At 66.0% G+C, this 23648-nt stretch carries 26 protein-coding genes and 1 tRNA gene; 12 read left to right on the plus strand and 15 right to left on the minus strand.

Translation table 11 applies throughout. The features are described 5' to 3' along the window. Nucleotides 1-93: 93 nt before the first annotated feature. The 3 genes from FBY33_RS08675 to FBY33_RS08685 all read right to left on the minus strand — a co-directional run bounded on the left by FBY33_RS08675 (nucleotide 94) and on the right by FBY33_RS08685 (nucleotide 2533). Nucleotides 94-279 (minus strand): hypothetical protein, encoded by a 186-nt coding sequence (locus FBY33_RS08675; RefSeq protein WP_142030222.1) that lies wholly within the window; start codon nucleotides 277-279, stop codon nucleotides 94-96. A 100-nt stretch (nucleotides 280-379) separates the two neighbouring features. Next, nucleotides 380-1471 carry a hypothetical protein gene (locus FBY33_RS08680; protein WP_142030223.1) on the minus strand — a complete coding sequence of 364 codons (1092 nt, stop codon included), beginning with the start codon at nucleotides 1469-1471 and terminating at the stop codon, nucleotides 380-382. A 63-nt stretch (nucleotides 1472-1534) separates the two neighbouring features. Continuing rightward, a complete protein-coding gene (locus FBY33_RS08685) occupies nucleotides 1535-2533 on the minus strand; it encodes a hypothetical protein (RefSeq protein WP_142030224.1) in 999 nt (332 codons plus the stop codon). Nucleotides 2534-2662: 129 nt separating this feature from the next. Between FBY33_RS08685 and FBY33_RS08690 the strand changes: the two genes are divergently transcribed. Continuing rightward, nucleotides 2663-3904, plus strand: coding sequence for an NAD(P)/FAD-dependent oxidoreductase (locus FBY33_RS08690; RefSeq protein WP_142030225.1), 1242 nt, complete (start codon nucleotides 2663-2665; stop codon nucleotides 3902-3904). Between the two features lie 72 nt (nucleotides 3905-3976). Here the strand turns inward: FBY33_RS08690 and FBY33_RS08695 are convergent, their stop codons facing one another. From FBY33_RS08695 to tmk, 9 genes are all read right to left on the minus strand, one after another. After that, the gene (locus FBY33_RS08695; protein ID WP_142030226.1) at nucleotides 3977-4192 is read right to left on the minus strand and encodes a hypothetical protein; all 216 of its coding nucleotides are present in this window, start codon (nucleotides 4190-4192) and stop codon (nucleotides 3977-3979) included. 28 nt (nucleotides 4193-4220) lie between these two features. Next, the gene (locus tag FBY33_RS08700; protein ID WP_142030227.1) at nucleotides 4221-4571 is read right to left on the minus strand and encodes a hypothetical protein; all 351 of its coding nucleotides are present in this window, start codon (nucleotides 4569-4571) and stop codon (nucleotides 4221-4223) included. Nucleotides 4572-4678: 107 nt separating this feature from the next. Then, nucleotides 4679-4897, minus strand: coding sequence for a hypothetical protein (locus FBY33_RS08705; protein ID WP_142030228.1), 219 nt, complete (start codon nucleotides 4895-4897; stop codon nucleotides 4679-4681). Nucleotides 4898-4907: 10 nt separating this feature from the next. Then, complete coding sequence (locus tag FBY33_RS08710) at nucleotides 4908-5378, minus strand: hypothetical protein (protein ID WP_142030229.1); 471 nt, start codon at nucleotides 5376-5378, stop codon at nucleotides 4908-4910. 2 nt (nucleotides 5379-5380) lie between these two features. Further along, nucleotides 5381-6037: a hypothetical protein gene (locus FBY33_RS08715; protein WP_142030230.1), complete on the minus strand. Its 657-nt coding sequence runs from the start codon at nucleotides 6035-6037 to the stop codon at nucleotides 5381-5383. Between the two features lie 134 nt (nucleotides 6038-6171). After that, nucleotides 6172-6244 (minus strand) — tRNA-Thr (locus FBY33_RS08720). Between the two features lie 104 nt (nucleotides 6245-6348). After that, nucleotides 6349-7917, minus strand: coding sequence for an alpha/beta hydrolase (locus tag FBY33_RS08725; protein ID WP_142030231.1), 1569 nt, complete (start codon nucleotides 7915-7917; stop codon nucleotides 6349-6351). Continuing rightward, the gene (locus FBY33_RS08730; RefSeq protein ID WP_142030232.1) at nucleotides 7914-9077 is read right to left on the minus strand and encodes a DNA polymerase III subunit delta'; all 1164 of its coding nucleotides are present in this window, start codon (nucleotides 9075-9077) and stop codon (nucleotides 7914-7916) included. The genes FBY33_RS08725 and FBY33_RS08730 overlap by 4 nt, the downstream gene beginning before the upstream one ends. Further along, nucleotides 9074-9748 carry a dTMP kinase gene (gene tmk / locus FBY33_RS08735; protein ID WP_142030233.1) on the minus strand — a complete coding sequence of 225 codons (675 nt, stop codon included), beginning with the start codon at nucleotides 9746-9748 and terminating at the stop codon, nucleotides 9074-9076. Before tmk ends, FBY33_RS08730 begins: the two co-directional genes overlap by 4 nt. A gap of 135 nt (nucleotides 9749-9883) precedes the next feature. Here tmk and FBY33_RS08740 point away from each other — a divergent pair, with 135 nt between their 5' ends. After that, on the plus strand, nucleotides 9884-11074 hold the full coding sequence (locus FBY33_RS08740; protein WP_142030234.1) for a trans-sulfuration enzyme family protein: 1191 nt from the start codon (nucleotides 9884-9886) through the stop codon (nucleotides 11072-11074). 9 nt (nucleotides 11075-11083) lie between these two features. After that, nucleotides 11084-11437 carry a DUF2516 family protein gene (locus tag FBY33_RS08745; protein WP_142030235.1) on the plus strand — a complete coding sequence of 118 codons (354 nt, stop codon included), beginning with the start codon at nucleotides 11084-11086 and terminating at the stop codon, nucleotides 11435-11437. A gap of 20 nt (nucleotides 11438-11457) precedes the next feature. Here FBY33_RS08745 and FBY33_RS08750 read toward each other — a convergent pair whose 3' ends face one another. Beyond that, entirely contained in the window at nucleotides 11458-12303 is an 846-nt protein-coding gene (locus FBY33_RS08750) for a class I SAM-dependent methyltransferase (protein ID WP_142030236.1), read from the minus strand. A gap of 98 nt (nucleotides 12304-12401) precedes the next feature. Here FBY33_RS08750 and FBY33_RS08755 point away from each other — a divergent pair, with 98 nt between their 5' ends. Continuing rightward, nucleotides 12402-13148, plus strand: a complete 747-nt coding sequence (locus FBY33_RS08755; protein WP_142030237.1) for a phosphoglyceromutase — start codon at nucleotides 12402-12404, stop codon at nucleotides 13146-13148. A 71-nt stretch (nucleotides 13149-13219) separates the two neighbouring features. On the opposite strand, the gene phoU is transcribed toward FBY33_RS08755, so the two are convergent. Continuing rightward, complete coding sequence (gene phoU / locus FBY33_RS08760; protein ID WP_142030238.1) at nucleotides 13220-13882, minus strand: phosphate signaling complex protein PhoU; 663 nt, start codon at nucleotides 13880-13882, stop codon at nucleotides 13220-13222. Nucleotides 13883-14087: 205 nt separating this feature from the next. Here phoU and FBY33_RS08765 point away from each other — a divergent pair, with 205 nt between their 5' ends. Both FBY33_RS08765 and FBY33_RS08770 read left to right on the plus strand, forming a co-directional pair. Beyond that, the gene (locus FBY33_RS08765) at nucleotides 14088-15320 is read left to right on the plus strand and encodes a sensor histidine kinase (protein WP_142032673.1); all 1233 of its coding nucleotides are present in this window, start codon (nucleotides 14088-14090) and stop codon (nucleotides 15318-15320) included. Next, nucleotides 15317-15997: a response regulator transcription factor gene (locus FBY33_RS08770; protein ID WP_056330255.1), complete on the plus strand. Its 681-nt coding sequence runs from the start codon at nucleotides 15317-15319 to the stop codon at nucleotides 15995-15997. Before FBY33_RS08765 ends, FBY33_RS08770 begins: the two co-directional genes overlap by 4 nt. A gap of 101 nt (nucleotides 15998-16098) precedes the next feature. Here the strand turns inward: FBY33_RS08770 and FBY33_RS08775 are convergent, their stop codons facing one another. Continuing rightward, the gene (locus FBY33_RS08775; protein WP_142032675.1) at nucleotides 16099-16722 is read right to left on the minus strand and encodes a hypothetical protein; all 624 of its coding nucleotides are present in this window, start codon (nucleotides 16720-16722) and stop codon (nucleotides 16099-16101) included. A gap of 271 nt (nucleotides 16723-16993) precedes the next feature. Between FBY33_RS08775 and FBY33_RS08780 the strand changes: the two genes are divergently transcribed. From FBY33_RS08780 to glgX, 6 genes are all read left to right on the plus strand, one after another. Then, on the plus strand, nucleotides 16994-17476 hold the full coding sequence (locus tag FBY33_RS08780; RefSeq protein ID WP_011690592.1) for a CarD family transcriptional regulator: 483 nt from the start codon (nucleotides 16994-16996) through the stop codon (nucleotides 17474-17476). A 106-nt stretch (nucleotides 17477-17582) separates the two neighbouring features. Beyond that, the gene (gene ispD, locus FBY33_RS08785; protein ID WP_142030239.1) at nucleotides 17583-18365 is read left to right on the plus strand and encodes a 2-C-methyl-D-erythritol 4-phosphate cytidylyltransferase; all 783 of its coding nucleotides are present in this window, start codon (nucleotides 17583-17585) and stop codon (nucleotides 18363-18365) included. Continuing rightward, complete coding sequence (gene ispF, locus FBY33_RS08790; protein WP_142030240.1) at nucleotides 18362-18874, plus strand: 2-C-methyl-D-erythritol 2,4-cyclodiphosphate synthase; 513 nt, start codon at nucleotides 18362-18364, stop codon at nucleotides 18872-18874. Before ispD ends, ispF begins: the two co-directional genes overlap by 4 nt. 9 nt (nucleotides 18875-18883) lie before the next feature. Then, nucleotides 18884-20350 carry a cysteine--tRNA ligase gene (gene cysS, locus FBY33_RS08795; RefSeq protein WP_142030241.1) on the plus strand — a complete coding sequence of 489 codons (1467 nt, stop codon included), beginning with the start codon at nucleotides 18884-18886 and terminating at the stop codon, nucleotides 20348-20350. Between the two features lie 105 nt (nucleotides 20351-20455). Continuing rightward, a complete protein-coding gene (rlmB, locus tag FBY33_RS08800) occupies nucleotides 20456-21445 on the plus strand; it encodes a 23S rRNA (guanosine(2251)-2'-O)-methyltransferase RlmB (RefSeq protein WP_142030242.1) in 990 nt (329 codons plus the stop codon). A 92-nt stretch (nucleotides 21446-21537) separates the two neighbouring features. After that, nucleotides 21538-23643, plus strand: coding sequence for a glycogen debranching protein GlgX (gene glgX / locus FBY33_RS08805; protein WP_142030243.1), 2106 nt, complete (start codon nucleotides 21538-21540; stop codon nucleotides 23641-23643). The last annotated feature ends 5 nt before the right edge of the window (nucleotides 23644-23648 follow it).

Consider the following 23648-nt stretch of genomic DNA (forward strand, 5'->3'; position numbering starts at 1 on the left):
GCTGCCGGCAACCGCCAGGCAGCGCGGGCTGACGCACTTAACGCCGGTGGTGCAGAACAGTAGCTGCTGGTCCCGGGCCTTTCCCGGCGCCGGTCAGGCAGCGATCTGGACGTGCTCTACTGTGACGGCGTCCACCATGGCCCAGCTGTCTTCGCCATGGCAGTGGCGGCAGGCGAAGCGCTCGGCCTCTTCAAGCGTTTCAAAGACCTCTGAATGCGTGCGGCCGCAGTCGGCGTCAAAGTACGTTACGTGAAATTCCTGTATAGCTTGGGTTTCCATAAATCCAGTGTGCAACCGGGGTCTGACATTCTCAGGAACCAGCGCGCCGCGTGTTGCCGGGACCTGCTGCGGCGGCGGTTCTGCCGGCACACCTGGAGGGTCAGTTGGTCCGTGAATCCGGGATGGCTTCCGGCGTCGTCCGTACCTTCAGCGCGAGTCCGGCCAGCGACAGCATCGCCAGGCCGCTCCAGGTGAGGGTGCCGGTCCAGATCTCGGGCTGGAAGCTGAGATTCCCGTCATGCAGTGCCACGGCAGCGAAATACGGCGCCCAGAAGACGACCGGTGCCAGGCCCGCCGCGGTCATCAGCCGCACGGGCCGGTCCGGGGCAGGACGCACTGCCGCCCACACCAGTCCCACGAGGACGGCGCCGGCGAGGGCCGCCGGAATGAACCAGGCATCCCGCAGGGCCACCATGATCTGCAGGGCTGCGGAGGGGACAAGCGCCATCGCCGCAGGCACCACGGCCGGCAACCGCCAGCGCAGTGACAGCAACAGGACGGGAACGAAGAGCACCACGGTCGAGACAAGGAATGAGGCCAGGGAGACCATGATGCTCGACGACGTCGGAACCGTCACCGCCGGCTGGGTCCCCGCGGCGCTGGAGTATGTCTGGATGAGGCCATGGCGGGCGAAGACCGCGAACTCCTGCAGGATGAACGCCGCCACCATGCCGGCGAGCATGGTGCTCACGAACGCCGGCACCAGCTGTGGCCAGGCCCGGTCAGGAGAGCGCCATGCTGCCGAGAAAGGGGCGCCCAGGATGAGGAAGGCGCCGGTGGCGAGTCCCAGATGGGACGGGCTGAACAGTGCGCTGATGTTCTGCTCAATGCCGAACACCGAGTGCCAGGCGAAGTCGCCCATCCCCGACGCCAGGAAGAGCATGACGCCCGCCGCCGCAGCTCCGTAGCCGGCGGGGACCGCTTCCCGCCATCGCGTACCCGGGGCGTGCCGGCGCCAGGTCAGGGCGGCGATCCAGACGGCGCACACCGCGAAGCCTGAGTAGAGGATGGCGTGCCACGGTGTGAAGAACGTCTCCAGGTCGCGGAGGTTGTTGTGGGCCCAGCCGTCGACGTAGGTCCCGGTGATGAGCCAGACACCGGCCGCGAGCGTGACGGCGTCCTCCGCGGCCGTCGTGGGGCGGTGAACTGCTACCGGTGGAATCGCAAAGGCGTGTGCTGCTGCGGCGTCCATGGCTCCAGAGTAGGTCCTGCCGGCACCCGGGGCGAGGGGACTTCCACAATACGTTGGCGCCTCTCAGTTGCTGGCCAGGCGGAGGACGCGTTCCTGCGCCAGCATGGCAGTACGGCTGGCCTTGTCGGCCGCCCGCACCGCCTGTTTCGCCTCCGCCGAAGTGGCGGCAAGCCCCTTGCGGGAGCGTTCCAGGCTTTCCTCGGCCGCCTTGAGCCGGCTTCGAAGTTCAGCCGTTTCCTGCTGCAGTTCCGCGATTTCCGCCCGCATCCGTTCCTCCTGCTCCTGCAGGTCGCGTGCCAGCCGGGAGGCTTCTTCCGCAGTCGCCTGCGCCTCGGCCAGCGCGGCCCTGGCCCTTTCCAGCGCCGGCGGCGAGGCCGGCCGCGGTGTCTGGCGCACTGCCTCAAGCCGGGGCTTGGCGGGCGGTGGCTGGGAGGCCCGCTCCGCCGTCGTCCGTGTCTTTGCCGCTGTTGCCTTTGCTGCCTTCGCCGCTGTTCCCTTCACCGCAGCCGGGGGAGGGCCGGCACGGTTGCCGGCGGGCGCTGTCGGGAGCAACCCAGGGAGGGCCACCGCCCCGTCCAGGTCCACGTCGTTGATGCCGTCGGCGCTCAGCACCTTCAGCAGCCGGCTACTGCCCACAGCAACCGCAGCACACTCATCTGCCGTCATTGCGCGCAGGGTCTCCTCAACGTCGGCTGCGATGGCGTCGCTGATGGCGCGGCCCTGCTCCCGGGCAACAGACCGGGCAACGTCGACGGCGTCAGCCAGCATGGAACGGCGCTCCCGGCCCAGCTCCCGGAGGGCAGGGGCATCCAGCGAATCCTGGGCGGCCCGCATGCGCTCCCCAAGCCCGCCCAGCCCGGCCAGCACGTCCGGCCGGAACCTGGCAACCATGTTGACTGCCCAGGCGGCCACAGATGGTTTAGGCAGGGCGCGTACCGCTGCTGCCAGCTGCTTGTCCTGGTGCGCAAGGTCCTTCGCCGCTGCGGTCCGGGCCGCAACGAAGTCGTCCAGCGGCCCGCCGTACAGCCTGTCAGCAATGTCCGCCAGGGCTTCGTCTTCCATGCCGCCATCTTAGGTGCCGCGCTGCAGCCGGGCGGCCGGTCTCCCGTCCGGCTTCCGGAGAGGACGCCTGCCGCCTGCAGTGGCAAGGGCACCCTGTTGTTCATCGGCCCGTAGGGGTATGTTGCACGAATGGACGATTCATATCAGGTCATCGTGGTTGGCGGCGGCTTCGCCGGAAAGACGGCGGCTGAGGAGTTGGGCCGCAAGGGCGTCCGGGTGCTGTTGCTCGATGCCAACAATTACCAGCAATTCCAGCCGCTCCTTTACCAGGTGGCTGCCTCCCAGATAGGCGTCTCGGCAGTTACCCGGCCGCTCCGCTCCGAGTTCCGCCGGATCAACAACGTGCGGGTCCTGACGGCGGAAGTGACCTCAATTGACGCGGCCAACCGCGCCGTCACCACCGCAGACGGCTCAAGCTACCGGGCCAGGATCCTGGTCATCGCCACCGGGGCCGTGCCGAACTTCTTCAACACCCCGGGCGCTGAAGAGCATGCCTACCCGCTGTACTCCGTGGCGGATGCCACGCGGCTCAGCGCCGCCATCACCGCCGTCCTGGACAAAGCTGACCGCGAGCCGGCGGCGGAGGCCGACGTGATTGTGGTGGGCGGTGGTCCCACCGGTGTGGAGACTGCCGGTGCCCTGGCGGAAAACGTCAAATACATCCTGCCCAAATACTTCACACCGGGACTGGCCGCCCGGTGCCATGTCCACTTGGTGGATATGGTTCCAAACGTGCTTGCCGCCTTTTCGGAGAAATCGCAGGCGTACGCCCGCGACCGCCTGACCAAGCTGGGCGTGCAGCTGCACATGGGCCAGGCAGTCGGCGACGTACGTCCCGACGGCGTGACCCTCAAAGACGGCACCGTCATTCCTGGCCGTATTGTGGTGTGGGCCGGCGGCCTGCAGGCCGGCCGGATCATCACCGAGTCCGGCCTGAAACAGGGCAGGGGCGGCAGGGTGGACGTGCAGCCCGACCTGACAGTCCCCGACTTCGAGGGCGTGTACGTGCTGGGGGATTCCGCCAACATCACCGACGCCGCAGGAAACAAATTGCCGCAGCTGGGTTCGGTTGCCCAGCAGTCAGGCAAATGGGCGGCCCGCAACATCCATGCGGACCTTACCGGCGGCGTGCGGCAGCCCTTCCGCTACCTCGACAAAGGGTATATGGCCATGGTGGGCCGCGGGGCAGCCGTCGCGGAGCTGGGCCCCCGGCGCCTGCAACTGCAGGGACCCCTGGCGTTCGTGTCGTGGCTGGCGGTCCACCTCGCCCTGCTGCCCGGATTCCAGCAGAAAGTACGGGCCCTGTTCTCCTGGGCCAACGGCTATGTCACCCACAGCCCGGCGCAGGTCGTGGTGGGCAGGCCGGATTAGGTTCGCCGCCAGGACCTGTGATCTGGCCGCCAACACTTGGACACTGTCGGCCAAGCCGGGCCGTCGCCGTCGTCACCTTTTTGTGAAACTCAGGAGGCGGCCCGCCACGGCCCAACCGGATGCCCCGTAGCGGTTAGGGGCGTCCGGCTCAACCACCATGTGCAGGTATTCGGCGCCATGGAGGAACGCCTCCTCGGCCATGGCCGCGAACAGGCCCTGCTCGAATGCCGCCTGCTCCGGCCCTCTTGGGAGTTCCGTGATGGCCATGGCCGCGAACTCGTACCGCACCTGGATGCGGCCCCTCGCCACTGGGCGGTCAAAAAAGGGTGATCTCGACGGCGTCGTAGGTCTCCATGGGTGCCAGGGCAACTTGGGAGTTTTCCGGCAGCTGCACCGCTGTGTTCAGTTCGGCCGTCGGAGCCATGAGCAGGACCCGCTCTGAAACCCGGGTGAGGCCGTCCGGAGCGCCTATGCCCTCAGCCTCGGCGCAGACCAGGGTGAGGCGTACGCCGGAACCGGCCGCTGCCTTGGCGGCCAGCTCCTCCCTGGCAGGGCCGGAGCTGCACAGGCACGCGAAGGGAGGCGTGCTCAGGCTAAGAGCGACTGCCAGGGTGGTCCTGCAGGTAACGGACCAGGTTCGGCGGACGGTAGGTGGAATCCGCTTCATGCCGTTTTAATGCTGACTCGTCCACCAGTTCATGAAATCAGCAGGCCGCCTGCACCTACGCCGAACCCAAGCAGGATGGTGGTCAGCTCCTCGCCGGCCCCGAGGGCCTAAGCGCCGACCGCGATCATGCCGAGGGACACGGCGGTTGTGAAGACTGCGAGAGCGGTGATCAACCCCGGACTCTGGACGGGTGTGGTGGCAGCCATCGACCACCCTTCGGGGACGCCGCCGAGCCCGTACTGCTCCTCGTACTGGCGCACGTTGAAGCTGCTCGGATCGTAGAGGGTGCCGTCGGGCCGGCGGAACCTCTTGTCCTGGTTGAACATGGATCGAATCCTATTGGGACGTGCCAGGCTGATCCGGGTGGTCCTGGCCGAGCTCCAGGAGGTTGATGTCGACCCGGCCGCTGGAGCCCGGTTTCGGGGAGCCGCGTAGTTTACGGAGCCGGGTGGCCCTGTACTCGTCACGGGCGAGGTTGAACGTATAGAGCGTCATGAGTCCGGCGAAGCCGATCAGCCACAGGGCGCCCCAGTCCGGTAGTCCGCCTTCCCATAGCGGACGCTGGAAAAGCCAGATACCTATGATCAGGCCGAGTCCCAGGAAAACCGTGATGATTCCCATGCCCCACCAGGTGCTGACCTGGGCTTGACCTGACCCGGGCGTGAACCCGATCTCGTCGGCCGGGTAGCTATGCAGCTCGCCGCTGCTGGTCTTGCGCAGGACCCGCTTCTCGCCGGCAGCCACCGCCTTCTTGTGCTCGCCGTAGACGGCGTCCTCACGCTCAAACCGCTCCCGGTCATAGACCATCTCTAGGCTCGCTTCTCATGGCTGGGCAGGTAGTCGGGCTCGCCTGGGAATGGACGGGAGCTGTTCGGGAAGTTCTCCCTGGTGATCTTCAAGGTGCCAGGGTGTTCCTCGAACCATTTGCGGGCACGGTCGTCGGAGACGCCATACCGGGGCTTGGGCAGCCCCTTGGCCTTGCGGAGTTTTCGTGCCCTGAGCTCGCCCCGCAAGGCGTGAAGACTCAGCAGCCAGCCACCGGTGAACAGGACAGTTCCGACGGCTGAGCCAACGATGAGGATCAGGGCCATGCCGATGTTGGCAAAGCCGAAGAACGACATGCCCAGCGCGACGATTCCAAAGAGAACTCCCAGGGGCGCGAGGATTGCAGGGATTGTCGCGATGAGGGTGACAACAGCCAGCCCTGTGAAGGTCCGCGCCTGGTAGTTACCCCCGCTGTGGTGTGTACCCCCTAGGCCCCATTCGTCCCAGGTGTAGGCGTAGATGACGGTTTCCTTGCCCCACCCTCCTGTGGCGTAAGCGTATGGGGGGAGGGGCAGGGGCGGGTGCTTCGGTTTCTCAACGGTCACGAATGCTTCCGATCCGGGCGGCAGGGTCCGCGGCTGTCGTTTCTTCAGCAGCCATTCTTCCTGTTTGCGCAGCCCCAACCAAGGAATAACACTCACATCACAGTGACTACGACGAGCGGAAGTTGACGAAAGTGTGCCATAAGTGTGCCGTGCCCTCACTTGAAACGGGACTTAACCAGCGAAAAACCCCGGAAACCCCTAAAAGAAGGGGCTGTCCGGGGTTTATCCCGAGCTTCCTATCAGAATCGAACTGATGACCTTTTCATTACGAGTGAAACGCTCTACCGACTGAGCTAAGGAAGCACCGCACGTAATCCCCGGCGGAACCGGGCGCTTCATGCAAGAGTCAACTGTAATAGAGTCCCGCCGCCCCGGTCAAAATGGCCGGTAGGAGTGTGTTGCGAGCCTCAGCACACGGTGTTGTCGGCCGGCAGTTTGCCGCTGACCAGATAGTTGTCCACCGAATCCTCCAGGCAGCTGTTGGCCCGGCCGTAGGCGGTGTGCCCTTCGCCCCGCCACGTCAGCAGGGAAGCGTTCCCCAGCTGCTTGCGCAGTGACGCGGCCCAGTCAACGGGAGTGGCGGGGTCGCCCGTGGTACCGATGACCACAATGGGGGAGTCACCGGTGTATTCCACCGCGGCGGGCGTACGCACGTTCTTGTAGGGCCACTCAGCGCACGTGATCCCGCCGTAGGCGAAGAAGTAGCCCAGGGTGGGGGAGTCCTGTTCCAGCCGCTTCTCCTCCGCGCGCATGCCTTCGGTGTCCGAAACCATGGGGTAGTCCAGGCAGTTGATCGCGTTAAAGGCGAACGTCGAATTGGATGTGTAGGTACCGTCAGGGGAACGGTCGGCGCCGAGGTCGGCAAGCCGAAGCATGAGGCTGACGTCCCCGGCTACGGCAGCTTCCAGCGCCTGGGTGAGGGCGGGCCAGCTTTGGTCGTTGTAAAGCGGGGTAATCAGGCCGCTCACCAGCGTGGTGCCATTCACCAGCCGGCCGTCCTTGGCAGTGCGGGGTGTCTGCTGTACAGAGTTGATGAGGTCCCGGATCTGCTGTACGCCGGAGTCGACGTCGCCGCCGAGGGGGCACTTGCCCTGCCTCTGGCAACTGGCCACGTAGCTGTGCAGCGCTTTTTCAAAGGCGCGCGCCTGGCCGCTGGTCAGGTCCTCGTTGCTGATTGATGGATCGAGGGCACCGTCGAGGACCATCCGGCCCACATTGTCCGGGAACAGCGAGGCATAGGTGGAGCCAAGGAAGGTGCCGTAGGAGTACCCCAGGTAGTTCAGCTTGGTGTCGTTGACGACGGCGCGGAGCACATCCAGGTCCTTCGCGGAGCTGACGGTATCGATGTGCGCCAGAACCGGGCCCGTTTGTGCCGCGCACTGGTCGGCGACGGCCTTGGTGTCTGCCAGTGCCTCCGCCAGCCCGGCATCGGTTTCATACGAGTAGATCTTGGCACGCGCGGCGTCGCGTTCCGCGTCCGTCATGCAGGTGACGGGGGCGGAGCGCTTCACACCGCGCGGATCGAAGCCCACCAGGTCGTAGGCGTTGCGGACAGCCGCTGAAAAATGTGTCCCGGCAGCGTCTTTCACAAAGTCATATCCGGAGGCCCCGGGGCCGCCGGGATTAACCAGAAGGCTGCCGGTCTTCTTTCCTGTGCTGCCGGCCCGGAGTGCGGCAATCTGGATGGTATCCCCGCCTGGATTGCCATAATCCATGGGCACGGTTACTTTGGCGCACTGGAATTCCCCTTCGCAGGGCTGCCACACGACTTCCTGCGAGTAGAACTTCTCCAGCCCGGCAGGAGCGGAGGCCACGATTGACGGGTCGGCCTTGGCGGTGGCAGCTTCCGGCGGGTTCTTGTCGCCGCCACTAAGGAGACTGCATGAGGCCAGAACCATGGCCAGGGCCATGGCACCTGCGGCGCGGACGGCGACACCTATGGACCGGTGTCGTGCGGGCAGGGGGCGGGCAGTCATCGGGTCTCCTTGGAGGGCTGGATCAGGCTGGCAGCCATGGACTCAATGGTCAGCAGCGGGGCAACGTTGGTGGTGGTGATGCGTTCACGGGCTTTGTTGATGGCATCCATTCGGGCCAGCGTGGCTTCCGGGGTGGAACGGGCTGCGAACTCCTCCAGCTCACTCCTCAGCTCAACGTTGACCAACTCCACGGCGTTCCCAAGCTGGATGATCAGTACGTCCCGGTAAAAGGACAACAAATCCGTCAGCGTCCGGTCCAGGGAGTCCGTAATGGATCTCTTGGCCCGCCGTTTCTGGTCGTCTTCAAGCTGTTTCAGCTGGCTGCGCATGGCCGGGGGGAGGGTTCCTGATTCCGGTGCGCCCAGGGTCGCCAGGAGGGCAGCCTTCTCCGCCGCGTCCCGTTCCTCGTTGGAGCTGTTGGCTTCTGCGGTGGCGATCTTGACCAGCTTGTCTGCCATCATGACCGCGGCTGTTACGCCGCGCAGCCCAAGCGGAAAGCGGACTGTCTCCAGGCGCCGTTCCCTTGCGGCGGGATCCCTGGCGAGTCGCCGGGCAATGCCCACATGGCTCTGGGCGGCACGGGCCGCCTGCTCAGCAAGGGCAGGGTCCACGCCGTCGCGCCGGACCAGCAGCGCTGCCACGTCGGAGGCGGGCGGCAGCCGCAGGGCAACGCTGCGGCAGCGGGAACGGATGGTCACCAGGACATCGGCAGGGGAGGGTGCGCAGAGCATCCACACGGTCCGCGGTGTGGGTTCCTCGATGGCCTTGAGGAGCACGTTGGTGGTCCGTTCGGCCATGCGGTCGGCGTCCTCCACCACGATAATCCGCCAACGCCCGGACGATGGCCGGTTGCCCGCGGTCGCCACCAGTTCGCGGGCCTCGTCAATGGTGATGGTGACTTTCTCGGTGCGCACGAACGTCACGTCCGAATGGGTCTCACCCAGGATGGTGTGGCAGGCCTGGCACTGCCCGCAGCCACGCAGGCCCACGTCCTCCTGGTCACAGTTCAAGGCGGCAGCGAATGCCTTAGCGGCGTTGGACCGGCCGGACCCCGGCGGACCGGTAAGCAGCCACGCGTGCGTCAGGCCTTCGCCGCTTGCGGCCTGGCGCAATTGTTCGACGACGGCGGGCTGGCCTTGGAGGTCATCCCAGACGGTCATGAGGCACCGCCGTCCGTGGCGGCTGGCGCGGCGGGAACGTTAAGGAGCGTATCCACCCGGATGAGGATCTGCCCGGCCAACTCATCAACCGGCAGGTGGGCCGGGAGGACCAGGTACCGCTCCGGGTGGCCGGCGGCGAGGCTGAGGAAAGCTTCCCGGATCCTGGTGTGGAACTCGTCGGCCTCGGATTCAAGGCGGTCTTCCGCGGCCTGGCCGGCAGTCCGGCGCCGGCGGCCAAGTTGGGGGTCAACGTCCAAAAGGACTGTGAGGTGGGGCTGGAGGCCCGAGGTGGCCCACTCATTAAGGGAGCGTACCGCCTGCAGGCCCAGGTTGCGGCCGGCCCCTTGATAGGCAACGGAGGAGTCGATGTACCGGTCCGTCAGCACGATCTCACCACGGCTAAGAGCCGGGCGGATGACCTGGGTGGCGTGGGCTGCGCGGGAAGCGGCAAATATGAGTGCTTCCGTGTGGGCATCGATGTGGCCATTCCCGTGGTCCAGCACCAGCGACCGCAGTTTCTCGCCCACAGGGGTGCCGCCGGGTTCACGGGTGCGCAGCACGGTGTAGCCACGGGACTCCAGTGCCGCCGCAAGCCTGGCCGCCTGGGTGGACTTGCCGGCACCATCGCCACCTTCGAAAGCGATGAATACGCCGGCCCTCTGTTTATTCACTTCTCCAGCCTACCGAGGCATGCCGACATTTCCCGACCTGGAACTGCCTGGAAGGTGGCTGCCATGTGTACTGTGCCAGTCCACAAAGCGACACCGCTTTCCGGCGGATCCGGGAGGAACAGTACGCTTTTCACCATGAGTCTTTCCGAGCATCAGGCCGCTTCCCTTTCACCGGAGACCGTGGTGGTGGCGGCGGGGCGTCCGCCGCGGGAAAGGGACCAGCCGGTCAATCCCCCCATTACCCTTTCCTCCACCTACTTCGGCACCGGCCCCCTGGGGGACGGGGACCGGGGTTACGGCCGCTACTCCAATCCCACCTGGGATCCGTTCGAGGAGGCGCTCGGGCAGCTTGAAGGATCCGCCCTTCCCGGCCTGCTCTACGCGTCGGGGCTGGCCGCGGTCAGTTCCGCGCTGTCCCTGGTTCCCGCCGGCGGCGTGCTGGTCATGCCCAACCACAGCTATTCCGGCTCGCTGGTGATGGCCTCGGAGCTCGCCGAAAAGGGCTTCATCGAACTCCGGACCGTTGACATCGCCGACACCGACGCGGTGAAGGACGCCCTGGCACCGAAAGGCCCGTCGTCGAAAGCCGCGGCAATGCTGTGGCTGGAAAGCCCCACGAACCCCATGCTGGGGATCGCGGACATGTCCGCCGTCGCGGAGGCCGCCCATGCAGTCGGGGCAATCGTTGTCACGGACAACACCTTCTCCACCCCCCTGGTGCAGCAGCCCCTGCTGCTCGGATCCGACGTCGTCCTCCACTCGGTGACCAAGTACCTCGCCGGGCACTCCGACGTCGTCCTCGGTGCGCTGGTCACCTCCAACCCGGACATCCGTTCATCGCTGCTCCACCACCGCATCATCCACGGCGCCATCGCCGGTCCCTTCGAAGCCTGGCTCGCACTGCGTGGCCTGCGGACCCTCGCGCTGCGCGTGGAACGCTCACAGGAGTCGGCGATGGTCCTCGCTGAACGGCTCGCCGGGCACCCCGGCATTGAATCCATCCGGTTCCCCGGCCTCGACACCGACCCCGGGCACGCCCGGGCCAAAGCGCAAATGAAGGGGTTCGGCTCCATCATCTGCATCCAGGTGGCACCTGCAGCGGGCCTGGGCGGTGCCGACGCAGCGGACAAACTGGTGCAGGCGCTTGGTCTCTGGTTGCCTGCCACGTCCCTGGGCGGGGTGGAGTCCCTGATCGAACGCCGGCGCCGGCATTCAGCCGAACCCGCCAGCGTGCCGGAGAACCTGGTCCGGCTCAGCGTCGGGGTGGAAAACGTTGAGGACCTCTGGGCCGACCTGAAACAGGCGCTGGACACGCTGGAGGGTTAGGCTGGGCTTGTGGACGGTCGAATCATCATCGCGTACGTAGAGCAGGCAGTGTTCTTCATCCTTGGCCTGGTGGCACTGGGCCTTGAACTGTGGGCGTTCGTCGACTGCGCCCGGCACCGGGCCAACGCCTTCGAAGCCACGGGTAAGCGGACCAAGACGTTCTGGCTTGCCCTGACCGGTGCCGCGCTGCTGGTGGGCATCATGTCGCTGTTCGGCGCCGGCGGCGGCATCATCAGCACCCTCGGCCTCTTCGGGCTCGCCGCGGTGGTGGCGGCCTCCGTCTACCTGGCCGACGTCCGCCCCGCAGTAAAGGACGCAGGCCGCGGCGGCAGCCGCAATATGGGCCCCTACGGTCCCTGGTGACCAGCGCTTAACCCAGCGCCTTAACCCAGCGGGGCCACCGCCTCCCAGTCCACCGTGAGTTCGCCCAGCCGCCACCTCGCCGGTCCGTCCTGGAGCGGCCATCCGGCGTCGCGCAGGCTTCGGCACATACCCACCCACCGCTGCCTGTTGCCAAACGAGGCAAGCGGCGCGCTCCCAAGCCATGCCCGGTCCATCGCCTGCATGAAGGCATGAACCGGTTCGCCCGGGACGTTGCGGTGGATCAACGCCTTGGGAAGCCGCTCGGCCACGTCCGAGGGCAGGTCAAAGCTGCCGAACCGCACGGAGATGCTTAAGGACAACGGGCGGTGTTGGTCCAGCGTCACCCAGGTCACGCGCCGCCCAATCTCGTCGCACGTGCCGTCAACGAAGATGCCCTCCGGTGACAACCTGTCCTGCACCAGCCGCCAGATGCCCTGGACATCGGCTTCCTCGTACTGGCGCAGGACATTGAAGGCGCGGACCAGGACCGGACGGCCTGGAACTGGCAGTTCGAAGCCGCCCACGTGGAAGGTCAGCCCGGGCCGCTGCAGGGGAAGCGCAGCGCGGACGCGTCCGGGTTCGATTTCGATCCCGCAGACCCGTACGTCCGGCCGGACGGCAGCGAGCCTTTCATGAAGTTCGACGGCGGTGGCAGGGGTTGCGCCGTAGCCCAGGTCGACAACGAGGGGGTCAGCCGCGGACCGCAGGCGCCAGGCCTGCGGTCCGGCCAGCCAGCGGTCCACGCGGCGCATCCGGTTGGGATTGGTGGTGCCGCGGGTGACGTTGCCCACCGGGCGGCCATGCCGGGCGCCGGATGTCCTGCCGGAAAGTTGCGGGGCGTTCACCCGTTCAGCCTTTTGAACCACCGCACAACCCTATCCCCGCCGCCTGGGGAGACGGGCGCACGGCAGCTGGCCTTGTAACGCTGGGCGGGTGGCAACACTGCTCGGCTAGGATGAAAATCATGACTTACAAGCTGATTCTGCTGCGCCACGGCCACAGCGAATGGAACGCCAAGAACCTCTTCACCGGCTGGGTGGACGTTGACCTGAACGACCAGGGCCGCGCGGAAGCAGCCCGCGGCGGTGAGCTGCTGGTGGAGAACAACATCCTCCCGGACGTGCTCTACACCTCCCTGCTGAAGCGGGCCATCAACACCGCGAACATCGCCTTGGACAAGGCCGACCGCGGCTGGATCCCGGTCAAGCGCGACTGGCGCCTCAACGAACGCCACTACGGCGCACTGCAGGGCAAGGACAAGGCCCAGACACTGGCCGAATACGGCGAAGAGCAGTTCATGGAATGGCGCCGCTCCTACGACACCCCGCCGCCGCCCCTCGACGACGACTCCGAGTTCTCCCAGGCCCACGACCCCCGGTATGCGGACCTCGGCGAGGCCCTGCCGCGCACTGAATGCCTGAAGGATGTCCTGGTGCGGCTCCTGCCCTACTGGGAGTCTGACATCAAGGAAGATCTCAAGGCCGGCAAGACGGTCCTGGTCACCGCGCACGGCAACTCGCTGCGCGCCCTGGTCAAGCACCTCGACGGCATCAGCGACGAAGCCATCGCAAGCCTGAACATCCCCACCGGCATCCCGCTGGTCTACGAACTGGACGAGGACTTCCGGCCGGTCAAGCCGGGCGGAACCTACCTTGACCCCGAGGCTGCCGAAGAGGCAATCCTGGCCGTCGCCAACCAGGGCAAGAAATAGGCAGTAGAACGACGACGGCGGGCTGGTCACGTAAGTGGCCAGCCCGCCGTCGTATATCCGCTCTTAATGCGTCAGCTGTGCTCTGTTGCGTTCGGCTGCCATGCCCCGGTGACCAGGTACGTCACCTTCTGGGCTACGGAGACGCCGTGGTCGGCGAAGCGCTCGAAGTAGCGGCTGGCCAGGGCCACATCCACCGTGGTGGCGGGGGATTCGTTCCACTCAGGGGCGGCAATGGCCTTGAAGACGCTCAAGTGCAGGTCATTGATGGCCGTGTTGGCCTTGAGGATATCCCTGGCCACCTCCAGGTCGCGGCTCTCCAGCAGGAGCGTCAGCTTGTCGGCGATCTCCTGGTCGAGTTCGGCCATCCGGTTGAAGGTCTCCGTCATGGACGCCGGAATCACCATGGACGGGTACCGGAGACGGGCCAGCTGGGCGATGTGGCGGGCCAGGTCACCCATCCGCTCCAGGGATGCACTCATCCGGAGCGAACCCACGATCATGCGCAGGTCGCTGGCGACGGGGCCCTGCAGCGCCAAAATGTCGATGGCCCGCTCATCAAGGCTGTTCTGCAGGAAGTCGATGCGCGCGTCCGCGGCGATGACATCCTGCGCGAGGTCAACGTCCGCTACCTGGAATGAGGTAGTGGCCTTGTTGATCGCTTCGCTGACCAGCCGGGAGATCTCCACCAGCTGGTCACCGACCTGGGTGAGCTCTTCCTGAAAAACCTTACGCACGTAGGCGTCCTTTCCTTGGAACTCCCGCCGGCCGCTCCGGGGCAGCAGGAATCGTGTCGCCATGAGGCGCTCTGACCACCAACTCTGTCACCGCCGGGTAAACGGTTATGCCCCCATAGATGAACGTTAGTTGAACCGTTTGCCGGATGGGCCGGAAGGCGGCAGGGGCTTGAAGGCAAGAGCATAAAGTGGAGCTGTGGATCCTATGCTCATTGGTCTGGTGGCCGGCCTCATCGGCCTGGCGCTTGGCACGTTCGGCGTGCTCGCCTACCGGGTCAGCGAGAAGCAGCGCGAGCTGCTGGACATCGACGCCGGGGAACTGGCGCTGCCAGCCGGCGCAGCGGAGGTGCTCGCCGTCGTCGGACGCGCCTTTGTGGTGCTGGACGACGTGGACGGCGTGGTCCGTGCAAGCCCTGCCGCATACGCATACGGCCTGGTCCGCGGACACACCGTGGTGCACAAGGAGCTCCTGGACATGACCGCCGGGGTCCGGCGGGACGGCGTCATCCTGGAAAAGCAGCTCGAACTCCCGCGCGGCCCGCTGGGCAAGGGAACCATCATCGTCCAGGTCCGTGCGGCCATGCTGGGTGAGGAATACATCCTGCTCCTGGCTGATGACCGGACGGAGATCACCCGCACCGAAGAGATCCGCAACGACTTCGTCGCCAACGTGTCGCACGAACTGAAAACCCCCGTGGGTGCCATCTCCCTGCTGGCAGAGGCGCTGGAATCCTCCGCCGACGACGAAGAAGCCGTCCGCCGCTTCGCCAAGCGCATGCACAAGGAGTCCGCCCGCCTTGCTGCCCTGGTCCAGGACATCATTGAACTTTCCCGCCTGCAGGGCGCCAGCGTCACCCAGGAGGGCGGCCCGGTGGACATCAATGCCGTCATCGCCGAGGCGGTGGACCGGTCGCAGCTTCCCGCGGAGAGCAAGAACATCAGCATCGTGGTGGGCGGCCGCGCCGACGGCAAGGTCTTCGGCGACCAGGACCTGCTGGTGACGGCGCTGCGGAACCTCATCGACAACGCCATCCGCTACTCGCCGGCCAACACCCGGGTGGGGATAGGTGTCCGTTCCAGGGAAGGCCTGGTCTCGATTTCGGTCACGGACCAGGGGGACGGGCTGAGCCCCGAGGACCAGGAACGCGTTTTTGAACGCTTCTACCGCGTGGACGCCGCCCGGTCCCGCCAGACCGGCGGCACCGGCCTGGGCCTGAGCATCGTGAAGCACGTCGCATCGAACCATGGCGGGGAAGTGACCCTGTGGTCCCAGCCCGGGCAGGGGTCCACCTTCACCCTCCGGCTGCCCGAGATGGAAGGTCAGGACGACGAGGCAGACCCGGCCGCAACGGAAGCACCGGCATTGGCGCCGGAGAAGCCTAGTCTCACCCAAGTACCCCGCGCCGCCGGCGCAACAGAACGAGGAGCCAGCGCTTGAGCAGGATTTTGATTGTCGAGGACGAGGAGTCGTTCAGCGACCCCTTGTCCTATTTGCTGGGCAAAGAAGGGTTCGAGGTTGAGGTGGTGGACAACGGTCTTGATGCCATCACCGAATTCGACCGCAACGGCGCCGACCTGGTGCTGCTTGACCTGCAGCTGCCGGGGCTCTCCGGTACCGAGGTGTGCCGCCAGCTCCGCCAGCGCTCCAGCGTTCCCGTCATCATGCTGACGGCCAAGGACTCGGAGATCGACAAAGTGGTGGGCCTGGAGCTCGGTGCGGACGACTACGTCACCAAGCCCTACTCCTCCCGTGAACTGGTTGCCCGTGTCAGGGCCGTCCTGCGCCGCCAGGGCGAGCCGGAAGAACTGATCTCCTCAACCGTCCAGGCGGGCCCGGTCCGCATGGACATCGAGCGGCATGTGGTCAGCGTGGGCGGCGAGCAGGTCCTGCTTCCCTTGAAGGAATTCGAGCTCCTGGAGATGCTCCTGCGCAACTCGGGCAGGGTGCTGACCCGCGGCCAGCTGATCGACCGCGTATGGGGCTCCGACTATGTGGGCGACACCAAGACCCTGGACGTCCACGTGAAGCGGCTCCGCGGCAAGATCGAACCGGACCCCTCCGCACCGCGCTACCTGGTGACCGTCCGCGGCCTTGGATACAAATTCGAGCCGTAGACCGGTCAGCGCGGATATTATCAGCGGGCATAACAAAAGGGAGGCGCCTGGATGGCCCTCCCTTTTGTTGTGCCTGTTTCCTGCAGCGACCTGCTGTTCGCCTAGCGGCTGGTGGCGGTTGCCGTAGCGCTCGGAGTGGCGCTGGCGGAAGAGCCGGCGCTGGCTGATGAGCCCGCCTCGGCTGATGTGCTGGAGCTGGCTGAGGAGCCCGCGCTGGGGCTGGCAGACGACGAGGATGTCGCCGAGGGGCTCGGGGTAGGCACGTAGTCCTTGTATTCCGCCAAGGTGGCGTCCAGGACGGGAACCTTGACCGTGTTGCTGACGTTGGTGCCGTTCTCGCTGATCTTGACGTCCACGAGGGAGCCGGGCTTGCCGCCGGTGGTGCTCAGGATGGCCTCGTCGGAGTCCTCGTTCAGGAGCGTGTACGAGTTGGCCTTGACCGGTACCTCGGTCTGTGAACCCTTGGCGCCGTTGACCGTGAGCTTCACGTCTTTGGAGGAGGAGTTGTAGACGGCGCCGATGAGGCGGCCGGGCTTGTCCTCGCCCGTGGAAACAATCAGGATGTTCCGCAGCTGGAGGGGACCGAGGTCTGCGCGGATGCCGTCCGAGGCGGAGTACTGGTGGCTGGTCTGCTGGGGTGTGATGTAACCGCAGCCTGCGGTCAGCAGGCTGGCGCCAAGGGCAGCAGCCGTCAGTGCCAGTTTGCCGCGCTGGGCCCGGTTCATCGCAGTGGAACGCACGTCACGTACTCCTCAAGAAATTTGAAGTCTTTTTCAGCCATAGCCTATCCGCAATGAGGGGCAAACGAGGATTCGGCGGTGTCACATCGGGCGTGGGAGCGCTCACGTGATGCACTAATCTTGCCATCCGTCAAGGGGGCGGAGGGGGTTGATTGGGCCGATTTTCCGCGTATTTTCGCGGTTGGAAGCCCTTTCTCCGGCCGGTCATATGCCTGAATCGTGATAAACTGGTCTGCGGGAAAGGGGAAATGTCCACATGGTATTTGAGGTCGGCGAGACAGTAGTTTACCCTCACCACGGTGCTGCGAAGATTGAAGAAATCAAGATGCGCACCATCAAGGGCGAAGAGAAGATGTATCTCAAGCTCAAGGTGGCTCAGGGTGATCTGACCATTGAAGTTCCAGCAGAGAACGTTGACCTTGTTGGGGTCCGGGATGTAGTGGGCAAGGAAGGCCTGGAGCACGTGTTTGATGTGCTCCGCGCCGAGTTCACCGAGGAGCCCACCAACTGGTCACGCAGGTACAAGGCAAATCTGGAGAAGCTTGCTTCCGGTGACGTCATCAAGGTAGCAGAGGTTGTTCGCGACCTTTGGCGCCGGGATCACGACCGGGGCCTTTCCGCAGGCGAGAAGCGAATGCTGGCCAAGGCCCGTCAGATTCTGATTTCAGAACTGGCGCTGGCTGAAAAGACCGACGAGGAGAAGGCTGCAAGCGTTCTCGACGAGGTCCTGGCTTCCTAAGAATTTAGCCCCGGCGGCACGCAAGTGCCGCCGGGGCTTCTTTTTTGGCCCGTCCGGTGGTGTCCAAGGCACCTGACCGAAGTGGCGGCGTCGTAGGCTTGTCCGCATGAGTGATTCATCCACGCGCCTGGTCACCGCTGTCATCCTTGTGGCCGCCGGTTCCGGGCAGCGCCTAGGCTACGGCATGCCCAAGGCGGCTGTGCCGCTCGGCGGCGAGCCCATCCTGATGCATGCCCTCCGGGGAATCGTTGCGTCAGGAGTGGCCAGCCAGGTGTGCGTGGCCCTTCCCGCCGGGGACCAGGGCCTGCGCCAGTTGTGTGAGAGTTTCCGTGGCGAGCTTGCCGACGGCGGCCCGCTCCTGACGATTGTCGACGGCGGATCCACCCGGGCTGATTCCGTCCGGGCCGGGATCGCGGCACTGATGGACGGCATCGAGGCTGTCCTGGTCCATGATGCCGCCCGGGCCCTGGCGCCCGAATCCGTCTTCCACCGGGTCTCCGATGCCCTTGCCGCCGGTGCTGCCGCGGTCATTCCCGCAGTCCCGGTAGTGGACACGGTCAAGACCGTGGCCGCCACTACCGGTGGGGACACTGCCTTTGCGCCGGAGGTTGTCACGGGTACGGCCCGCCGTGAGGAGCTGAGGGCTGTGCAGACGCCGCAGGGTTTCGCGATCGCTACCCTGTTGCAGGCGCACCAGGCCGCGCAAGCGCTGGACCAGCAGGAGTCCGCGGCCGTCACCGACGACGCCATGCTGGTGGAGATGCTCGGCACCCCCGTCCATGCCGTCCGCGGCTCAACGCAGTCCCTCAAGATCACCACACCCCTTGACCTGATCTTCGCTGAAGGGCTCCTGGAAGGCCCGCTCGGCGCCCGGTGGGTGGAAGGATGAGCGCGGATATGGTCCTGCCGCGCACTGGAGTGGGAATCGACGTCCATGCCTACGCGCCGGAAGACTCATCCCGCCCACTCTGGCTTGGTGGACTCCTTTGGCCAGGCGAACGCGGCCTGGCGGGGCACTCTGACGGTGACGCCGTGGCCCACGCTGCCGCGGACGCCCTGTTCTCTGCCGCCGGCATCGGCGACCTTGGCACCCACTTCGGTACCGACCGCCCCGAATTTGCCGGCGCATCCGGTGCCACCCTCCTTGCGGAAGCGGCCCGGATCGTCCGGGCCGCGGGTTTTGAAATCGGCAATGTCGCGGTGCAGTTCGTGGCCAACCGGCCCAAGTTCGGGCCGCGGCGGGAAGAATCCCAGAAGGTCCTCAGCGAAGCCGCCGGCGCCCACGTGGGTGTCACGGCCACCACCAGCGACGGCCTGGGATTCACCGGACGCGGAGAGGGTATTTCCGCGGTGGCCACCGCACTGGTGTACCCGCAGCAGCCCCAAGCCATCAGCTAGTCTGGAGCGGTGACCCTGCGCTTCCATGACACCGCCTCCGCCGAAGTCCGGACCTTCGTCCCCATCGTCGACGGCAAGGTCAGCCTCTACTATTGTGGCGCTACCGTCCAGGGCATGCCGCACGTGGGCCACATCCGCTCCGCCATCGCCTTCGACCAGCTCACCCGCTGGCTTGAGTACCGTGGCCTGCGCGTCACGGTGGTCCGCAACGTCACGGACATCGACGACAAGATCCTTGCCAAATCCGAGGCATCCTTTGCGCCGGACTTCAGCCCGGAGGCGGGCGAAGTGCCACGCGAAGAATGGTGGGCGCTGGCGTACCGCTACGAGCAGGAATTCCTGAAGGCCTACGACACCCTGGGCGTCTCTCGGCCCACCTATGAACCCCGGGCCACCGGGCATATTCCCGAGATGCATGCCCTGATCCAGCAGCTCATCGAGCGCGGCCACGCCTACCCCGCCCTGGACGATTCGGGGGACGTGTATTTCGACGTCCGTTCCTGGGACAAGTACGGTGCCCTGACCCGGCAGAACATCGACGACATGCAGGCAGCGCCCGACGCCGATCCCCGCGGCAAGAAGGACCCCCGCGACTTTGCGCTGTGGAAGGGTTCAAAAGAAGGGGAACCGGGCACCGCCAGCTGGGCCTCACCCTGGGGAGCGGGCCGGCCCGGCTGGCACCTCGAGTGCTCGGCCATGGTCACCAAGTACCTGGGCACCGCATTCGATATCCACGGCGGCGGACTGGACCTGCGCTTCCCGCACCACGAAAACGAGATGGCGCAGTCACAGGCGGCGGGCCACCCGTTCGCCAACTTCTGGATGCACAACGGCATGGTGACCTACCAGGGCGAAAAGATGTCCAAGTCCATCGGCAACACCATCAGCCCGGCGGAGATGCTGGAACTGGCGTCACCCCGGGTAGTGCGCTACTACCTGGGCCAGGCACACTACCGCTCCGTCCTGGACTACCGGCCCACCTCCCTGCAGGAGGCCGCGGCCGCCGTCGAACGTATTGACGGGTTCCTTGCCAAGGCCGGTGCCCGGTTCGGCGGCGACCCGGGAGCCATGCACGGCAACCACGGCTCCTCTTCGCCGGCCGTCGACGCATTTTGCGAAGCCATGGACGATGACCTTAACGTCCCGCGCGCCCTGGCCGCACTCCACGAGACAGTCCGCGCGGGCAACACAGCCCTTGCCGAGGGCGACGACGACGGCGCCCGGAACGCGATGCACGCCGTCGTCCTGATGACTGGGGTCCTGGGGCTGAATGCCGTTGAAGGTTCCACGGCGGCGTCTACGCGTGAGGCCGAAGCCTTGAGCGTATTGGTCGAAGCGCAGCTGGCGGCCCGCGCTGCTGCCCGGGCTGAGAAGGACTGGGCGGCGTCCGACGCCATCCGGGACACCCTCAACCAGGCCGGTGTCGTGGTGGAGGACGGCCCCGACGGTGCCACCTGGAGCCTCAAGCGGGACTGATCCGCCGGCCCGCCTGAGCTCCGCCCGTGGCCGGGGCCTGCCGATTTTTCTTCGGTCAGTAGACTGGTATGCAGACTCAGTCAACACAATCAAGGGTGGAACATCATGGCCAACAATGGTCGCCGATCGGTTAAAGCGAAGAAGGGCCCAACCATCGGAACCGGTGGCCATGGCCGCAAGGCCCTGGAAGGCAAGGGTCCTACGCCCAAGGCCGAGGACCGTCCGTACCACAAGGCGCACAAAGCCAAGCAGCTTTCCGAGCGGTCCGCCGCCAAGCGCGGAACCGGTGCCCGCAGCGCGGGCGCGGCGAAGTCCGGGCCCAAGGGCCGTGCCACCGAGGAAGTGGTGACCGGGCGCAACTCGGTGGTTGAAGCGCTCCGCGCCGGCATCCCCGCCAAAGCCCTGCACGTTGCCATCCGCATCGAGATGGACGACCGCGTCAAGGAATCCCTGAAGCTCGCCGCCGAACGCGGCATCCCGCTGATGGAAACGGGCAAACCCGAACTGGACCGGATGACGGACGACGCCGTCCACCAGGGGCTGGTGCTGCAGATCCCGCCTTACGAGTACCAGGACGCCTACGAACTGGCCGAGGAAACCGTGGAAAAGTGGAAGAAGGGGCACGTCAAGAATGCGCCGCTTTTTGTTGCACTGGACGGCATCACCGACCCCCGGAACCTGGGCGCCATCATCCGCTCCGTCTCCGCCTTCAGCGGCCACGGCGTCATTGTGCCTGAACGCCGCTCCGTGGGTGTCACCGCAGCGGCCTGGAAGACCAGCGCCGGCGCTGCCGTCCGCGTGCCGGTGGCCCGCGCCTCCAACCTGAACAACGCCCTGAAGCAGTTCAAGAACATGGGCATCTTCGTATTGGGGCTCGACGGCGACGGCGACGTCTCGCTGCCTGACCTCACCCTGGCCACCGAACCCGTCTGCATCGTGGTGGGCTCCGAGGGGAAGGGCCTGAGCCGCCTGGTCCGCGAGAACTGCGACCAGATCGTCTCCATCCCTATCGATTCCGCCATGGAGTCACTCAACGCTTCAATGGCCGTGGGCATCTCGCTGTACGAGGTCTCCCGGCAGCGCGCAGCAGGGTAAGCACTCCAGGCCCGGACCTCACCGGGCTGGTTGCCCGGCGCCGCAGCGGCAAACGGGCAGGTCAGGTGCCGCTGGCGGCTACTATTTAGGTGATGGTCATGCCGCTCTTCGACACTGCTTCCGCCATGGACGCCTCCTCGGCCGTTCCCCTTGGTGTCAGCGTTCCGCGCGCTGATTCCGGCGGTACCCGGCACCACGCCGGCGCCCGAGCCAACGTCGCCTGCCTCGCTCCCGGGGTGTCCAGCCTGGACATCGTTTACTGCCCTCCCGGGGGGCGGTGGCGGGTCCAGACCCTGCCCAACGTGACGCGGGGGGTCCATCACGGCCTCGTCGAGGACCTGCCGTACGGATCCCGCTACGGCTTCCGCCCCACCTCGGAGGGTCACCCCCCGCCTCCGGGACCTGCTGCAGCCAACGGGAAGGGTGCCGGCAGGCAGCCCCTGCTCCTGGACCCTTACGCCCGGGGGGTGGACCAGCGCGACGGCTTCCTCACCAGCGTCCGGACCGCCGCCGATTTCGACTGGGGGACGGACGAACGCCTGCGCCTTCCCTGGCGGAACACCATCGTTTACGAAGCGCATGTCCGCGGCCAGAGCATGCTCCACCCCGACGTTCCGGAAGAGCTCAGGGGCACCTACGCCGGCCTGGCCCACCCAGCCGTGTTGGAACACCTGACCAGCCTGGGCATCACGTCCGTCCAGCTCCTGCCCGTGCACTTCCACATCGATGAGCCGCACCTGCAGGACCTCGGACTGACCAACTACTGGGGGTACAACACTGCCGCGTTCTTCGCCCTGCACCCTGGTTATGCCACCAGGGCGGCACGGGAGGAAGGCGCGCAGGCCGTGCAGGACGAATTCAAGGCCATGGTCAAGGCACTCCACGCCGCCGGGCTCGAGGTCATCCTGGACGTCGTCTACAACCACACGGCGGAAGGCGGGCCCGACGGCCCGGTCCTGAGCTTCCGGGGCCTGGGGGAGGACACCTACTATCGGGTGGACGGCCACGGTAAGTACATCGACACCACCGGCTGCGGCAACTCGCTCAACTTCGCCGACCCGCGCGTAGTCCAGCTGGTGACCGATTCGCTGCGGTACTGGGTGGACGAGTTCCACATCGACGGCTTCCGGTTCGATCTCGCCGTCACGCTGTGCAGGGACGCCGCCAATGAGTTCGACCCCGAACATCCCTTCCTCAGCGCCGTCGCCGCCGATCCCGTGCTGTCCGAAGTCAAGCTGATCGCCGAGCCTTGGGACATTGGCTATGGAGGCTGGCAGACTGGCCGGTTCCCGCCCGGATGGGTGGACTGGAACGACCATTTCCGCGACGCCGTCCGTACCTTCTGGCTGGCAGACCGTGCGGCCATCGATTCCGGCGGCCACGGCGGGACCATGGCCAAACTCGCCGATGCCCTGTCCGGTTCCGCCAGCCTCTTCCAGGCGTCTGGACGCTCGCGGCTGGCATCGGTCAACTTCGTCACCTCCCACGACGGCTTCACCATGAACGACCTTGTGTCCTACGACCGAAAGCACAACGAAGCCAACGGCGAAGAGAACAGGGACGGGCACGGGGACAACCGCAGCTACAACCATGGCGTGGAGGGTCCCACCGAGAACGGCGCGATCCTGGAAAGACGGGCACAGTCGCGGCGGAACCTCATGGCGTCATTGATGGTTTCGCTGGGGGTTCCCATGATCACCGCCGGGGACGAGCTGGCCAGGACGCAGCAGGGGAACAACAACGCCTACTGCCAGGACAATGCCCTTACCTGGCTTGACTGGACCATGACTCCGGAGGCGCACGAGATGCTGCGGAGCACCAAACGGTACATCCGCCTGCGCAAGGAGTTCCTGGCCGCCCAGCCGCACGATTTTCCCGTCCGGGACGAACAGTCCTACCTTTACTGGTTCGACCAGGATGGCCAGCCCATGTCGGCCGAACGCTGGAACGATCCGCAGCACCGCGTCATGCAGCTCCTGCTCGGTGACGACGGCGGCGACCTGGCTGGCCTGGTGGTGGTCAACGGCAGCGCGTCTGACGTGGTGGTCACCCTGCCGGACGCGGGGAGGAAAGCCCCAAGCCTGTTCGAGCTTCGGCTGACCACCTCACCGCGCCACAAGCAGCGGCAAGGCATCCAGGTGGCTTCGGGGGAAACCGATCTTGCCGAGGCCAACTCCATCAGCATCTACCGCACGTAGACCCC

Source organism: Arthrobacter sp. SLBN-112, from assembly GCF_006715225.1.
In the GTDB taxonomy this organism is placed as follows: domain Bacteria; phylum Actinomycetota; class Actinomycetes; order Actinomycetales; family Micrococcaceae; genus Arthrobacter.

Coding starts and splice junctions, on each gene's coding strand:
- FBY33_RS08675 (WP_142030222.1), bottom strand. CDS start 279: ATGGAAACCCAAGCTATACAGGAATTTCACGTAACGTACTTTGACGCC.
- FBY33_RS08680 (WP_142030223.1), bottom strand. CDS start 1,471: ATGGACGCCGCAGCAGCACACGCCTTTGCGATTCCACCGGTAGCAGTT.
- FBY33_RS08685 (WP_142030224.1), bottom strand. CDS start 2,533: ATGGAAGACGAAGCCCTGGCGGACATTGCTGACAGGCTGTACGGCGGG.
- FBY33_RS08690 (WP_142030225.1), top strand. CDS start 2,663: ATGGACGATTCATATCAGGTCATCGTGGTTGGCGGCGGCTTCGCCGGA.
- FBY33_RS08700 (WP_142030227.1), bottom strand. CDS start 4,571: ATGAAGCGGATTCCACCTACCGTCCGCCGAACCTGGTCCGTTACCTGC.
- FBY33_RS08705 (WP_142030228.1), bottom strand. CDS start 4,897: ATGTTCAACCAGGACAAGAGGTTCCGCCGGCCCGACGGCACCCTCTAC.
- FBY33_RS08710 (WP_142030229.1), bottom strand. CDS start 5,378: ATGGTCTATGACCGGGAGCGGTTTGAGCGTGAGGACGCCGTCTACGGC.
- FBY33_RS08725 (WP_142030231.1), bottom strand. CDS start 7,917: ATGACTGCCCGCCCCCTGCCCGCACGACACCGGTCCATAGGTGTCGCC.
- FBY33_RS08730 (WP_142030232.1), bottom strand. CDS start 9,077: ATGACCGTCTGGGATGACCTCCAAGGCCAGCCCGCCGTCGTCGAACAA.
- FBY33_RS08740 (WP_142030234.1), top strand. CDS start 9,884: ATGAGTCTTTCCGAGCATCAGGCCGCTTCCCTTTCACCGGAGACCGTG.
- FBY33_RS08755 (WP_142030237.1), top strand. CDS start 12,402: ATGACTTACAAGCTGATTCTGCTGCGCCACGGCCACAGCGAATGGAAC.
- FBY33_RS08765 (WP_142032673.1), top strand. CDS start 14,088: ATGCTCATTGGTCTGGTGGCCGGCCTCATCGGCCTGGCGCTTGGCACG.
- FBY33_RS08775 (WP_142032675.1), bottom strand. CDS start 16,722: ATGAACCGGGCCCAGCGCGGCAAACTGGCACTGACGGCTGCTGCCCTT.
- FBY33_RS08780 (WP_011690592.1), top strand. CDS start 16,994: ATGGTATTTGAGGTCGGCGAGACAGTAGTTTACCCTCACCACGGTGCT.
- ispD (WP_142030239.1), top strand. CDS start 17,583: ATGAGTGATTCATCCACGCGCCTGGTCACCGCTGTCATCCTTGTGGCC.
- ispF (WP_142030240.1), top strand. CDS start 18,362: ATGAGCGCGGATATGGTCCTGCCGCGCACTGGAGTGGGAATCGACGTC.
- rlmB (WP_142030242.1), top strand. CDS start 20,456: ATGGCCAACAATGGTCGCCGATCGGTTAAAGCGAAGAAGGGCCCAACC.
- glgX (WP_142030243.1), top strand. CDS start 21,538: ATGGTCATGCCGCTCTTCGACACTGCTTCCGCCATGGACGCCTCCTCG.